10 protein-coding genes and 1 pseudogene are annotated in these 14,067 nt (G+C 63.4%); 6 read left to right on the top strand and 5 right to left on the bottom strand.

What is annotated here, in order from left to right; translation table 11 throughout:
• Window positions 1-101 precede the first annotated feature (101 nt).
• Both QQS38_RS07430 and QQS38_RS07425 read left to right on the top strand, forming a co-directional pair.
• The gene (locus QQS38_RS07430) at window positions 102-1,025 is read left to right on the top strand and encodes a hydroxymethylglutaryl-CoA lyase (RefSeq protein ID WP_479644730.1); all 924 of its coding nucleotides are present in this window, start codon (window positions 102-104) and stop codon (window positions 1,023-1,025) included.
• Entirely contained in the window at window positions 1,022-1,510 is a 489-nt protein-coding gene (locus QQS38_RS07425; protein ID WP_479644729.1) for a YbaK/EbsC family protein, read from the top strand. Before QQS38_RS07430 ends, QQS38_RS07425 begins: the two co-directional genes overlap by 4 nt.
• A gap of 206 nt (window positions 1,511-1,716) precedes the next feature.
• Here the strand turns inward: QQS38_RS07425 and QQS38_RS07420 are convergent, their stop codons facing one another.
• The gene (locus QQS38_RS07420) at window positions 1,717-2,658 is read right to left on the bottom strand and encodes a DMT family transporter (protein WP_479644728.1); all 942 of its coding nucleotides are present in this window, start codon (window positions 2,656-2,658) and stop codon (window positions 1,717-1,719) included.
• A 179-nt stretch (window positions 2,659-2,837) separates the two neighbouring features.
• Here QQS38_RS07420 and QQS38_RS07415 point away from each other — a divergent pair.
• Window positions 2,838-3,305: pseudogene (locus tag QQS38_RS07415) on the top strand (Lrp/AsnC family transcriptional regulator); the annotation flags it as partial.
• A gap of 50 nt (window positions 3,306-3,355) precedes the next feature.
• Here QQS38_RS07415 and QQS38_RS07410 read toward each other — a convergent pair.
• The gene (locus QQS38_RS07410; RefSeq protein ID WP_479644727.1) at window positions 3,356-4,279 is read right to left on the bottom strand and encodes an alpha/beta fold hydrolase; all 924 of its coding nucleotides are present in this window, start codon (window positions 4,277-4,279) and stop codon (window positions 3,356-3,358) included.
• A 189-nt stretch (window positions 4,280-4,468) separates the two neighbouring features.
• Here QQS38_RS07410 and QQS38_RS07405 point away from each other — a divergent pair, with 189 nt between their 5' ends.
• Window positions 4,469-5,428 carry an NAD(P)H-dependent flavin oxidoreductase gene (locus QQS38_RS07405; protein ID WP_479644726.1) on the top strand — a complete coding sequence of 320 codons (960 nt, stop codon included), beginning with the start codon at window positions 4,469-4,471 and terminating at the stop codon, window positions 5,426-5,428.
• Window positions 5,429-5,569: 141 nt separating this feature from the next.
• On the opposite strand, the gene QQS38_RS07400 is transcribed toward QQS38_RS07405, so the two are convergent.
• Window positions 5,570-8,986, bottom strand: coding sequence for a methylmalonyl-CoA mutase family protein (locus QQS38_RS07400; protein ID WP_479644725.1), 3,417 nt, complete (start codon window positions 8,984-8,986; stop codon window positions 5,570-5,572).
• Between the two features lie 342 nt (window positions 8,987-9,328).
• Here QQS38_RS07400 and QQS38_RS07395 point away from each other — a divergent pair, with 342 nt between their 5' ends.
• Window positions 9,329-10,714 carry a sensor histidine kinase gene (locus QQS38_RS07395; protein ID WP_479644724.1) on the top strand — a complete coding sequence of 462 codons (1,386 nt, stop codon included), beginning with the start codon at window positions 9,329-9,331 and terminating at the stop codon, window positions 10,712-10,714.
• A gap of 80 nt (window positions 10,715-10,794) precedes the next feature.
• On the opposite strand, the gene QQS38_RS07390 is transcribed toward QQS38_RS07395, so the two are convergent.
• Entirely contained in the window at window positions 10,795-11,292 is a 498-nt protein-coding gene (locus QQS38_RS07390; RefSeq protein WP_479644723.1) for an acyl-CoA thioesterase, read from the bottom strand.
• A 164-nt stretch (window positions 11,293-11,456) separates the two neighbouring features.
• Here QQS38_RS07390 and QQS38_RS07385 point away from each other — a divergent pair, with 164 nt between their 5' ends.
• Window positions 11,457-12,419, top strand: coding sequence for a response regulator (locus QQS38_RS07385; protein ID WP_479644722.1), 963 nt, complete (start codon window positions 11,457-11,459; stop codon window positions 12,417-12,419).
• 144 nt (window positions 12,420-12,563) lie between these two features.
• Here the strand turns inward: QQS38_RS07385 and QQS38_RS07380 are convergent, their stop codons facing one another.
• A complete protein-coding gene (locus QQS38_RS07380; RefSeq protein ID WP_479644721.1) occupies window positions 12,564-13,667 on the bottom strand; it encodes a porin in 1,104 nt (367 codons plus the stop codon).
• Window positions 13,668-14,067 lie beyond the last annotated feature (400 nt).

The following is a 14,067-nucleotide window of genomic DNA, read 5'->3' as shown; positions in this document are numbered from 1 at the left end:
CACGCATTCGAGCATCGAAAATTGAGCAAACGAGTGTGCGCTTTCGTAGCGCCTAACCGATTTGCTTAGCATTCCGAACGAGTTTATCGAGGAGACATTCCATGTCTTTGCCGGCTGCAGTCAAAATCGTCGAAGTCGGTCCGCGCGACGGGCTGCAAAACGAAAAGCAGTTCGTGCCTACCGAGGTCAAGATCGATCTCGTGAACCGTCTGTCGGCAGCAGGCTTTCGCAATATCGAAGCGGCATCGTTCGTCTCGCCGAAATGGGTGCCGCAAATGGCCGACGGTGCACAGGTCATGACCGGCATCGAACGCCGCGAAGGCACGATCTACTCGGTGCTCACGCCGAACATGAAAGGTTTCGACGGCGCGCTGGCCGCGCACGCCGATGAGATCGTGATCTTCAGCGCGGCAAGCGAAGCCTTCTCGCAGAAGAACATCAATTGCAGCATCGCCGAGAGCATTGCGCGCTTCGAACCGGTCGCGCGCGCCGCCAAGGAGTCCGGCCTACGGCTGCGCGGCAGCATCTCTTGCGCACTCGGCTGCCCCTATCAGGGGGACGTACCGGTCCCTGCGGTCGTCGATGTCGTGCAGCGCATGGCCGCGCTCGGCTGCGATGAGATCGATATCGCCGATACGATCGGCGTCGGCACGCCGGGGCGCACGCGCGAAGTGTTCGCCGCCGTCACGAAAGTGTTTCCGCGCGAGCAGCTATCGGGGCATTTCCATGACACGTATGGGCAGGCGCTCGCGAACATTTATGCGTCGCTGCTCGAAGGCATCGAAATTTTTCACGCATCGGTGGCAGGGCTGGGCGGCTGCCCCTACGCCAAGGGGGCGACCGGCAATGTCGCGACCGAGGACGTGTTGTATCTGATGCATGGGCTCGGTATCGAAACCGGCATCGATCTGAACGCGGTGGTGGCGATCGGCGATTTCATCTCGTCGTCGATCGATCGGCAAAACGCCTCGCGCGCGGGGCGCGCATTGCTCGCCAAAGCGGCCAACGCCGCATGTGCATCATGAATCTGGCCGCCCTGCCCGAGACGGCCCGCCGCGTCGCGCTGCTGCTGCGCGAGCGCGGTCATGAAAAGCCGGTGGTCATGTTGTCGCAAACGGGAAAGACTTCGGCGGAGGCTGCGGCGGGGCTCGGTTGCTCCGTCGCGCAAATCGCCAAATCGATTCTGTTTCGGCGCCGCCACGACGATGCCCCCGTGCTCGTCGTGGCAAGCGGCGTCAATCGTGTCGATGAAGAGAAGGTGGCGCAGCACGTGGGCGAGATCGGTCGCGCCGACGCGGCCTTCGTGCGCGAGAAAACGGGTTATGCGATCGGCGGCGTGTGTCCGATCGGGCACCTCACCCCGCCCGTCACACTGATCGATTCCGACTTGTTGCAACTCGATAGCCTGTGGGCGGCGGCGGGACACCCTCACGCCGTATTCAATCTGTCGCCGCAAGAACTGATCGCGCTGACGGGCGCGCCGGTGGCCGACGTCGCGCTGCGCGTTTAGGGCCGGCGGGCCGCCCGGACAACCCTGGAAGGGCAGCGCAGTGCAAGTCGCACAGCCTGGCGCTGCAGACGCGCACAAAAAAGAAAGCCGTTCATCATCTAGGACGAACGGCGCAATTTTCGACGTGATCAGCGTCAGTCGTCATGATACCGATGCGCGCCGCCGCCACGCATCGGTGATTTCCCTGCAGACCGATAGGCGCGCCCTCACTCGTCCTTTGCACCGCGGTACGCCGCAAGCCCAGCGGCGATACGCCGCGGGGGCAGGACACGCCAGCCGAAATTCACGCCTGCGGCCGCGAGCAAGATCAGCACGGCGCCGGCGAGTTGCACCCACGCAAGGGTCTGCCCGAACGCGAACCGGTCGCAGACGATCGCCACGATCGGGTAGATGAACGAGAGCGCGGCCGTCATCACGGTCGGCAGCTTTTGGATCGCGCCATAGAGCAAGACATAGACGAGCCCCGTATGCACGACGCCGATCGTCGAGAGGTCGGCCCACGGCATGAACGACTTGGGCAACGCGTGCAGACTCACGAAAGGCGCGAGCAAAAAGATGCCGAGCGTGACCTGAATCAGAGCGATCAATTGCGGGGGCGTACCCTTGAGCCGCTTCGTGATGATGGACGAGACGGCGTAGCAGAATGCGGCGGCGAGCGCATAGCCGATTCCCAACAGGTACTGCCCCGGCACGGCCAATACCGCCGGTTCGACTTTGACGACGAGCACGAGCCCGACGAAGGCGAGCGCGAGCCATGCCGCGGTGGACGAGGTGATCCGCTCGCGAAACACCACGACACCGAGAACCACGAGCATGAACGGCTGCGTGTTGTACGCCACGGTCGCCATCGAAATCGAAGCGCGCGAGTACGCCGCGAACAGCAGCACCCAGTTCGCGACGATCGCCGCACCGCCCAGGGCCGCGAGACCGAGCACGCGCCAGGACAGCGCGTCGCGGCGAACCAGCCCGAGGGCTACGCAAATCGCGGCGAGCGTCGGCGCGCCCAGCAAACAACGCACGAAAACGACGTTTTGCGGCGATTGCCCCGATGCAACGACGAGCCATCCGATCGTGCCCGAGATCAGCATCGCGGCGACCATCTCGATCGCGCCGCGCCGGATTTCCTTTGATGCTTCGTTAGCCGCCATGTCGGCACCTGTCCCTTGATCTTGAATGGTTTGCACCGCGCAGCGCCGGTCCTGCTACCGGCCAATGCTCGCAACGCGTCGGTCGAACATCGTGCGAATCAGTCTAGCGATTTGCGTTCGACAGAGACATAGCTAAACTTAGGCAAAGCGCTGTTTTTTTCTTTCAAACGAAGGTGACTATGGCAAAACGCCTTTCCAGTGATGCAAGCGCTTCGCTGGACGAAACCGATCGAGCATTGCTGCGCCTGCTCGCGCAAGACGCTCGCACCGCCACCGCCGATCTGGCGCGCGAGGTGGGACTCTCGGCCCCGAGCACGGCCGAGCGCCTGAGGCGGCTCGAGGCGCAAGGCGTCATCGAGCGCTACACGGTGCAAGTCGATCCGCGCTCGCTCGGCTATACGCTGCAGGCGATCGTTCGCGTCAAACCGCTCCCGGGGCAGTTGCATCTGATCGAAGACGAGATTCGCCGCATTCCCGAATTCGTCGAATGCGACAAGGTGACCGGCGACGATTGCTTCGTCTGCCGCCTTTTCCTGCGCAACATCGAAGAGCTCGACGAAATCTTGTCGAAGGTGGGCGAGCGTGCGGAGACGAGCACGGCCATCGTGAAGGCGACGCCCGTGGCAAGGCGCCTGCCGCCGCTCGCGCCCAGTGAGCCGCGCAAAGTGCGCGCGGCGCTCGACGCGGGGGCGGCGGCTCAGCCCAAGCCGCGCGCGCTCAGAACGCGTTCGCCCGATTCGTCGGTTTCGAAGAAATCGTGAATTTCGGCGATGAGCGCATCGGGCGCTTCTTCCGGAATGTAATGGCCGCACGCGAGCGCCCGGCCGCTGACGTCGCGCGCGACGTTGCGCCATTCGTGCAACGGGTCGAAACAGCGCGCGACGACGCCCTGCCCGCCCCACAATACGCGCACGGGGCAGCCGAGCTTGTGGCCGCGCTCGATGTCGGCGCGGTCGTGCTCGAGATCGATCGTGGAGGACGCGCGATAGTCTTCGCACATGGCATGCACGGCGCCCGGCGCCGACAACGCATCGCAATACGCTCGCAGCGCATCGGGCTCGAACGGGGCCAACCCCGCGTGACGGCTGCCCATGACGCCTCTGACATAGGCCGCCGGATCCGCGCCGATCAGGGTCTCGGGCAACGGCTGCGGCTGGATCAAGAAAAACCAGTGAAAGTAGGCGGTGGCGAAGGCGCGGTCGGTGCCCTCGTACATTGCAAGGGTGGGCGCGATGTCGAGCAGCATCATGCGTTCGACGGCATCCGGATGATCGAGCGCCATGCGATGGGCCACGCGCGCGCCGCGGTCGTGCGCGCACACGAGAAACCGGTCGAAGCCGAAGCGACGCATGACGGCGACTTGATCGGCCGCCATCGCTCGCTTCGAATAGGCCGCGTGTGTCTCATCGCTCGGCGGCTTGCCCGATGCGCCGTAGCCGCGCAAATCGGTCGCGATCACGGTGAAATGCTGGGCCAAATGCGGCACACAGCGCTCCCAGATCCGGTGCGTTTGCGGATGTCCGTGCATCAGCAATAACGGAGGACCTTCCCCGCCCTTCAAGCCAAAGATCTCGACACCGCCGGCGTCGACGCGAAACGGGGTAAAGTCGGCAAAACTCATCGCTCACTCCTGCTGCTTATCGTTGTTCGAACTTCTCGTATTTTAGGCGGCCCAATGACGCGCGCTCGTTCGCCGCGCCACGAAACGTAGAAGCAGAGCACTCCCTCCAGCGCCGAGCCCGCCATGTGGCCCCTGCGCATACCCTATAATCGAACGATCGTTCTTTTAGAAAGCAAGGAGACACGCGTCATGGCCCTGCCCGCCGTCCTACAGAATCTGACGCTGCCTGTCGTGGCGTCGCCGATGTTCATCGTTAGCTACCCCGAGCTCGTCCTGGCCCAATGCAAGGCCGGTATCGTCGGCTCGTTTCCCGCGCTGAACGCACGGCCCGCCGAACTGCTGAACGAATGGCTCACGCAGATGAACGAGGAATTGGCGGCCTATCGGGCCGCGCATCCGGCCGCGCGAATCGGGCCGATTGCCGTGAATCAAATCGTGCATCAGTCCAACGTGCGACTCGAGCAGGACGTGCGCGTATGCGTCGAACACAAGGTGCCGATCTTCATCACGAGCTTGCGCGCGCCAGCCAGAGAGATCATCGACGCCGTGCACAGCTACGGCGGCATCGTGCTGCACGACGTGATCAACTTGCGTCATGCGCAAAAAGCGCTCGAGGCCGGCGTGGACGGTTTGATTCTCGTCGCGGCGGGCGCGGGCGGCCACGCGGGCACGACCTCGCCGTTCGCGCTGGTGGGCGAAGTGCGGCGCATCTTCGACGGGCCGATCGTGCTCTCGGGGGCGATCGCCAACGGCGGTTCGATTCTCGCGGCTCGCGCGATGGGCGCCGATCTCGCCTACATGGGCACACGCTTCATCGCGACGCAGGAAGCGCATGCCGTCGACGATTACAAGCGCGCCATCGTCAACGCGAGCGCGTCGGACATCATTTACACGAACTTGTTCACCGGTGTACACGGCAACTATATCCGCGAGAGCATCGTCAACGCCGGGCTCGATCCCGAGGCCCTGCCGCAGTCCGACAAAACGAAGATGAATTTTGGGGGGGACAAAGCCAAAGCCTGGAAAGACATCTGGGGCGCGGGGCAAGGCGTCGGCTTGATGGACGACGTGCCGACCGTGGCGGCGCTGGTCGAGCGCCTCAAGCAAGAATACGACGACGCGCTCGCGCGCCTCGTCGGAACGCGCTAAGCGTTGCCCGGAGGGACGGCAGTCGCGCTCGCAATCCGGTCCGTGCGATCCGCGCGATTCGCGAGCGGGTGTGCGCGCCTCTGGACTCGCATGCACGCTGCGGGATAAACCCTTTCGCGCCGCCGTTCAGGCGTGAGCCGTTCACATGTTGCGCCGGTATTGCCCGCCGACTTCGAACAGCGCGTGCGTGATCTGCCCGAGCGAACAGACGCGCACCGCGTCCATCAGCACCGCGAATACATTCTCCCCATCGATGACGGCGCGCCGCAGGCGATCGAGCATCGGCCCCGCTTCGTCGCGATGGCGCGCATGAAACGCCGCGAGCCTTTCGCGCTGGCGCTCCTTTTCCTCCGTCGTCGAACGATCCAAGGTCAACGGCCCGCCCCGCTCGGCTTCTCGTTCGCCGACGAACGTGTTCACGCCGACGATCGGATAAGAGCCGTCGTGCTTGCGATGCTCGTAGCGCATCGATTCGTCTTGGATCCGTCCGCGCTGGTAGCCCGTCTCCATCGCACCGAGCACCCCGCCGCGCGCCGTTAGCCGGTCGAACTCGTCCAGCACCGCAGCTTCGACGAGATCGGTCAGTTCCTCGATGACGAAGCTGCCTTGGTTCGGATTTTGATTCTTCGCCAACCCCCATTCCCGATTGATGATCAGTTGCACGGCCATCGCTCGGCGTACCGACGCTTCCGTGGGCGTCGTGATCGCTTCGTCGAAGGCATTCGTATGCAGCGAGTTGCAGTTGTCGTAGACGGCGATCAGCGCCTGCAGCGTGGTGCGGATATCGTTGAACTCGATCTCCTGCGCATGCAGGCTCCGGCCCGAAGTCTGCACGTGGTACTTGAGCTTTTGACTGCGCTCGTTCGCGCCGTATCGCTCGCGCAACGCGATCGCCCAAATGCGGCGCGCCACGCGGCCGAGCACCGTGTACTCCGGCTCCATGCCGTTGGAGAAGAAGAACGACAGGTTCGGTGCGAAATCGTCGATCGTCAGGCCTCGCGCCAAGTAGGCTTCGACGTAGGTGAAGCCGTTGGCGAGCGTGTACGCGAGCTGCGTGATCGGGTTGGCCCCCGCCTCGGCGATGTGGTAGCCGGAGATCGACACCGAATAGAAATTGCGCACGCCGTGTTCGATGAAATAGGCCTGCACGTCACCCATCATCTTCAAGCTGAAGTCGGTCGAAAAAATGCAGGTGTTTTGGCCCTGATCCTCCTTGAGGATGTCCGCTTGCACGGTGCCGCGCACTTCGCGCAACGCGTCGGTGCGCGCTCGTTCGATTTCTCCCGCGCTCGGCGCACGGTTTTGCGCGGCGCATTGCGCGCGAAGACGCGCCAGTTGCTGATCGATCGCCGCGTTGAAAAACATCGCGAGGATCGTGGGCGCGGGACCGTTGATCGTCATCGAAACCGACGTTGCCGGATCGCACAGATCGAAGCCGTCGTAGAGCGAGATCATGTCGTCGAGCGTTGCCACCGACACGCCCGAGTTGCCGATCTTGCCGTAGATATCGGGGCGCTCGTCGGGGTCCTCGCCGTAGAGCGTGACCGAATCGAACGCCGTCGACAAACGCCGCGCGGGCATGCCCTCGGAAAGCAGCTTGAACCGGCGGTTCGTGCGCGGCGGATCGCCAACGCCCGCGAACATGCGTGTGGGATCTTCGTTCTCGCGCTTGAACGGAAACACGCCGGCGGTGAAGGGGAACGCGCCCGGAAGGTTTTCCAGCATCAACCAGCGCAGCGTTTCCCCCGGGTCCGCGAACTTCGGCAACGACACCTTGCGCAATCGCGTGCCGGACAGCGTGATCTCGGTCAGCTTCGCGCGGATCTCGCGGCCGCGAATCGCCACCACGCGTTCCTCGCCCGAATATTGCTCGACCGTGTCCGGCCAGGCATCGAGCAGCGCCCGCTCATGGGCGCCGAGCCGCGCGTCACGCTCGGCAATCAGCGCATCGAGGCGGGCGGCCACCGGATCGGGGGTTGGGGCGGCCGGAGCGGTTGGGGCCGCCAACGAGTTCACAGCAGCAGCGGCATGTATCGCCGGGTCATCTCCGGCGCCGCTTCGATTCACCCGGTTGCTCGTCGACATCGCCATGCGCTTGGCTTCGCACAACTGCCAACGCTCGCGCGCGCATTGCGCCTGCTCCTCGGCCCGCGCACGGTAGGCGCGCACCGTCGCGGCGATTTCGGACAAGTAACGAACGCGAGCCGCGGGCACGATCGCCCCGCCCTCGCGCGAGTGGCGCACGGCGACGCGCGGCAAGCGCAGCCCCGGCGCGGGCGCGCGCAATCCGCACTCGGCGAGCGCGAGCGCGATGCGCTGGTAAAGCGCCGTGACGCCCTCGTCATTGAAACGCGAGGCGATCGTGCCGAACACGGGCATGGCATCCGGCGCCACATCGAACGCGCCTTGATTGCGTTGCATCTGCTTGGCGACATCGCGCAGCGCATCGAGCGCGCCGCTGCGATCGAACTTGTTGATGGCGACGAAATCGGCGAAGTCGAGCATGTCGATTTTTTCGAGCTGGCTAGCGGCCCCGAACTCCGGCGTCATCACGTAGAGCGAACGATCCGCCACCTGCGCAATCGCAGCGTCACCCTGGCCGATGCCCGACGTCTCGACGATGATGAGATCGAAGCGCGCCGCTTGGCAGGCCGCAATCGCATCGGGGATGGCATCGGGCAATTCGGTCGCCGCTTCGCGCGTCGCGAGCGAGCGCATGAACACGCGCGGCCCGCGCCCCCAATTGCCGATTGCGTTCATGCGAATGCGATCGCCGAGCAGCGCGCCGCCCGACTTGCGCCGCGACGGGTCGATCGCGAGGATCGCAATTGCGAGGTCATCGGCATAGTCGAGCCTGAAACGCCGCACTAGTTCATCGGTCAACGACGACTTGCCGGCCCCGCCCGTGCCCGTCACGCCGAGCACGGGCGCTAGCGCCCCTCGCGCACGAGCGCGCTCGCGCAGCGCTTTGCGCACAGCCGGATCGACGCGATCGTCTTCGAGTGCGCTGATCAACCTGGCAAGGGCGCGCCAACCCCGATCGCCCGTGGCCGCCAGCGCCTCGACGGGCGGCAGGGCACTCGGCGGCATCGCGGCTGCGCTGCCGCAGCGCGCGATCATGTCGTCGATCATCCCTTGCAGCCCCAAGCGTTGCCCATCTTGCGGCGAATAAATCCGCTCGACGCCGTAGCGCTCGAGCGCCTCGATCTCCTCGGGCACGATCACCCCGCCGCCGCCGCCAAATACGCGAATGCGCTCGCCCCCGCCCTCGCGCAGCGCGTCCACCAGATACCTGAAGTATTCGATGTGGCCGCCCTGGTAGCTGGACACGGCCACGCCGTCGGCGTCTTCATCGAGCGCCGCGCGCGCGACCTCGGCAACGGAGCGGTTATGACCGAGATGCACGACTTCGACCCCGCTCGCCTGCAAGATGCGCCGGACGATGTTGATCGCGGCGTCGTGCCCATCGAACAGCGCAGCGGCCGTAACGAAACGCAAACGGGCGGCCGGGCTCGGCCGTGCCGGGTCGAGACGTTGCGGCGTCGAAAGATCGGTCATGGTTCCCTCGCTAGCGCATGCCGGCTGCGCCTAGTGTTCGAAGTATAGGCAAGGACGGGAACTCGGCCCATCGATCGCAGCGCCACCGCAATCCTTTTACGCGGGCAATTACCGCTTCGAATTAGCCGGATTCGGGTGAGCTCGGTGAAATCCGAATGCGTTAATATCCCGGTTCGACACCATCCTATCGAAACGAAGCATGCCCATATCAGCGCTCCGCCCTTTTCGCATGGATTTATCGATCGCCCGCCATCATTCAGGTCCCACCAAACAGACACGTCTGTTTTCGTGGAATGCGGCTGCCGGCCGATAGGCTCGTCGCGGCACCCCAAAAAACGCGCTATGTACTCGCTATTACCCGCCTTCGTGTCGGCGTTATTTCTCGGTTTCGGCGCTTATGTGCTGGTGACCGAGGGTTTGACGCGCGTGGCGGCGCCATTTATCGCGATGTGCGGGACGACATTCGTCTGGCAAGCCACCTGGGCATTTCTGTTTCAGACGACTGACCCGGAGGTGGCAAGCTTGCTCGTGAAGATCGGCTATTTGTTTATCTTGTTCTTGCCGACCACGTTCTATCACTTCGTGGTGGAAGTTGCCGCAGCGCGCACGGAAAAACGGTTATTGACGGTGTCTTATGGGCTATGTGCGGCGCTTGCGCTGTTATTGCTGAGCGGCGATCAAGTGATCGACGGCTTTCGCTGGTTCTTTTTCGGATACTACCCGAAGGCCGGGCCATTGCATCCGGTCCACGTCGCGCAAACGGTCTTTCTGGCCGGGCGCAGTGGTTGGTTGCTAATTAGAGAAGCGCGTCGAACACGCGCCTCGCGGCCCCGTGAGCTACTCCATCTATGCCTCGTCAGCCTCGGCTTTTATTCTCTTGCCGCGACCGATTACGCCGTGAATTACGGTTATGCGTTCTACCCCCTCGGCGCCCTCTCCATCGCCGTGAGCCTGGGCATCCTTGCGGTATCCATCGTCCGATACGGACTGATGAGCCCTCGCCTCATGCTGGCGACGGTCGCGCACGAAGTCGCAACCCCGCTCGCGACGATCGGCCTGCATGCCGACGAACTGCGCCGCGCGCTGCCCGAACTGATGCGCGGCTACCGGCTGGCGGTGCAACATCGCTTATGCGGCGACGGCCTGTATGTGCGCGAGGAACCTGACAGATTGCCTGCGCTTGCATCGGCGATCCGGCGTCAGGTCGACAGCACGAGCACCGTGATCGAGATGTCGCTCGCCTCGCTCACCTTGAACCGGCTCGATCCGCGCACGTTCTCCGCCCATGCCCTCTGCACCTGTATCGAATCGGCCCTGGAGCGCTATCCGTTTCGGGCGGGGGAGCGAAGCCTCGTTTCGGTGGCCCGGATCGATCCGGCAATCCGATTCGTCGGCTCCGATTCCTTGCTGATCTTCGTTTTCTTCAACTTGTTGAAGAATGCGATTCATGCAATCCAGGCCGCAGGCAAAGGCGGTATCGTTATCGATGCATGCCGCCGCGACGGCTACTGCGTGGTGCGCTTCAGCGATAGCGGCTGCGGCATCGATGCCGACGCGCTACCCAGGATTTTCGATCCGTTCTACTCGACCAAAGCCCACGGGCGAGGAGCTGGCGTAGGTCTGACGTTCTGCCGCCGCGTCTGCGAAGCGTTCGGCGGCGGCATTTCATGCGAGTCCGCGCCCGGCATCCATACGACATTCACGCTGCGTCTGCCGGAGCCGGCATGAACGGCGGATCACGGCGCTGCCCGATCCGCCGCCCCTTGTCCGACGCTAATGCGTCCGGTCCACGCCGCGGGTGGCGACGATCAAACCCTATCGGACGGCAAGTCCAGCTCGTATTCGGTCACGCGCTCGACGATGCCGGCGGGGAAACGCCGAATGCGCTTGTCCGGGCCTGCGAACAGAATCTGCTGATAGCCCATCGAAACGGGCCGGCCCGCGACGTAGAAGCGGAACAGCAAATAGGCGGAACACTGCCTCACCTTGATGGTGTTCAGATAACAGTCGACACGCTGGAACGGGAACGTCTCCTGAACATACTCCTGATGAGCGCGTTTCGTGACGAATGCGCCACCCGCGCCGAGCAGTTTATTGTCGATGCATTCGTAAAACCAGCGTTCGCGGCAGATCCCCTGCCATTCGAAATACCGGGCGAAATAGGTGTTCATGAACGAATTGGAATCCTTCAAATAGATGTCGATCGTATGGTGGAAAGTCTTGGGCGCGTCGACATCGAGCGCTTCGGGGGTCAAGAGCGCCGCGCCGTTGGCAAGAAGGTACGGAATGTTTTCTCGCGTCAACATGAATAAACTCCTCGGAAATCGCTACGAGCGGTAGCGCGCATTCCCCAAGGCCGGGGAATATGCGATTCTTACCGCGCCGATTTGCCGAAGACCGTAATTGACGATAATTGGGGCCGAATGCCGATCGCGGTGTCGCGCCGCTTTTCTTTTTTCATGAGGCCGGTATGAGTTCTTTTGTCACGCAACCGCTGTTCTATCCCGCATCCGCGGTTTTTCTCGATGACAGCGCGGATTTTCTGGATGGGTTACGGGGGATTTTTCGAGACGGGCAACTGAACCGCTTTTTCATGCGACCCGGGGTAGCGCTCGATTTCATGCGCTCGCGAGATCGCAGCGTCCCGCTTATTCGAATGGCAGGCGAAGCGTATTCTCGATTGGAACGAGGCGGCGGCAATGCGTTGGGCAACGACGCGCTACGCGATCCACTGAGATTCGAAGAAGTGGCGGCGGTCGTCGTCGATTACGAAATGCCGGAGATGGACGGCATCCAATTTCTCGAGTCGATCAGCGATATCGTCTGCACGAAAATCCTGCTCACGGGCGCGGCGGGCGATCGGCAGGCCGTGGATGCCTTCAACGCAGGACTCATCGATATTTATCTGCGCAAGCGCGACGCGGGCATGCCGGACGCCTTGGCCGGCGCACTGCTCGATGCAAATAAAAAACACTGTAGATTGCGCGGGTGCGTCGGCGTCCACGACGTGGGGGCCACATATTGCGATCAGCGAGTCGTGCAAGTGCTCGACGATTTGGCCGCCCGCGAAAACTTCGTCGAATATTACTGGCGTCCGGAACAGGATGCGGTGCTCCTGTTCGATGCGGCGGGCAAGCCGAGCGTTTTCGTGGCGTGGGACGACGACGAATGGGCATTCCAGTGCGATACGGTGGCCGACGCCGGCGGCCCCGACTGGATGCGCGAGGGGATGGCACAGCGATCGCTGATGCCGCTGTTTTGGCCCGACCAAGCGTATCGGCCGAATCGAGCGGCCGTGCCCACTGCGCAGCCGGTACCGGTGCCCGGATGGGAGCGTGCTTTCTACAGCCTCGCGCCGCTGGAAGCGTCGGCGGTCGAAGCGGACCTGCCGACCTATGCAAGTTGGCGCCAACTACGGCGCCGATCGCATTGACCGCATTGACCGCATTGACCGTATCGACCGTATCGACCGTATCGACCGTATCGACCGGATGGGCCGCATCGACCCACGCGGCATTCTAGACGGCCGCGTGGCCGCCGCCCCGCCATGACGTCCCGGCCGGCGGTCCGCAGCCGATCAGAACTTGGCTCGAATCCCTGCGCCGACCGTTTGACCCGTCGACAAACCGCTGATCTGGTCGTTCATATAAGCCGCATACAAGTCGGTGCGCTTGGACAGCGGATAGTCGTAGCCGAGCGCCCAGGTGCGGCGCGTTTGATTCAGGCCGCCGCTGTCGCGCGAGTATGCATACGAGGCCATCGCGGAGCCCGGGCCCACGGGTACGGTCACCCCGCCTTGCCCCGTGTTCACGTGCCAGCCGCCTCCCGTCACCGCGTCGTTCTTCGTGTACATGTACTGGCCGTAGAACTTGACGAACTTCAGGTCGTAGCTGGCGCCGAACTGCGCCACGCCCTGGCTCTTGAACGGCACGATCGTGCCGAAGGGCGTGACCTGGCGCAGGTCGTTCGGCGCGTTGTTGAAGTTGACGTATTGGTAGACGCCGGTCGCGGCGAATGGGCCGTGGAAGTAAAGGAACTGCGCGCTCCACTTCTTCGCGCCGTTGTTGCCGGCTTGATTGCCGAGGCCGTACATGACGCTGCCCGACAGGCCGTTGTAGTTCGGCGTGGAATATTGAACCGCATTGTTCCAGCCGGAGTCGCCCACGACGCCCGTATCCGTCGCGTACGTCGCGCCGGTCGGAACCGCCGTATTGCCGAGGAACACGTGATAGACCATCGGCGAGAACGTGTACGAATCGATGAACGGGTTGAACAGAATCGTCGAGACGAACAGGTGCGTGGTCAATCGGCCGGCCGTCACCGTGCCGTAGGGCGATTCGATCCCCACGTATGCGTTGCGGGCAAAGAACGTATCGCCCGAGAAGCGGCCGTAATTGCCGCTTTGCGGCAGGAAGAAGTCCTCCAACGTGAAGACGGCGCGATAGCCGTTGCCCAGGTCTTCGGCGCCCTTCATGCCCCAGTACGACGTCGACATCCCGCCCCCGCCTTCCACCCACGCGCGCTTGCCGCCGGGGAACTGCTGCATCCCGGCCCAAGCGTCGACTTGCCCATACAGTTGCACGCTAGACTGCGCGTGGGCGAGCTCGCCCCCCGCGGCCAAGGCGGCGAGCGCCGCCATGCGAAGCGTTGTTTTCAGCGCGCGGCTGACGTTGGCTTTCATGAGATCTCCTGTCTTTGGCAAAAAAGGAAGCGCGCGAACCGTTCTCGGGGCCTGGGATCGCCTGACTAGCCTAGTTCGGGGCGGATCCATCGTTACGGACCATTTTTCCGGACAAAATTACGTCCGCTTATTGCCGGTATAGCGGTTCGCTTAAGCCCGCGCCTGACTGACGCGCGGCCGCCCGCAAGCGGTGCGGCGCGCACCGTCGCGGCGCCTGCCGGACGCGTCGCGACCAGCCGTGGAACCGCGCCGACGCTCGCTTGCAAGCATTCGGACGAGATAGGTCGAAATAGTGACGCACGCGCGCGCGACGACAAAATGATTTCGTCCGAGGACTTCTTTCCTAGGGCCTTGGAGCGCGGTTTCGGCTGCAAAAGTGTGGTGTATTTGCATCACCGCG

Source organism: Trinickia sp. Z7 (assembly GCF_056498045.1).
Note: the sequence above shows the minus strand (reverse complement) of the source record. Positions and strands in the feature narration are given on the sequence as shown.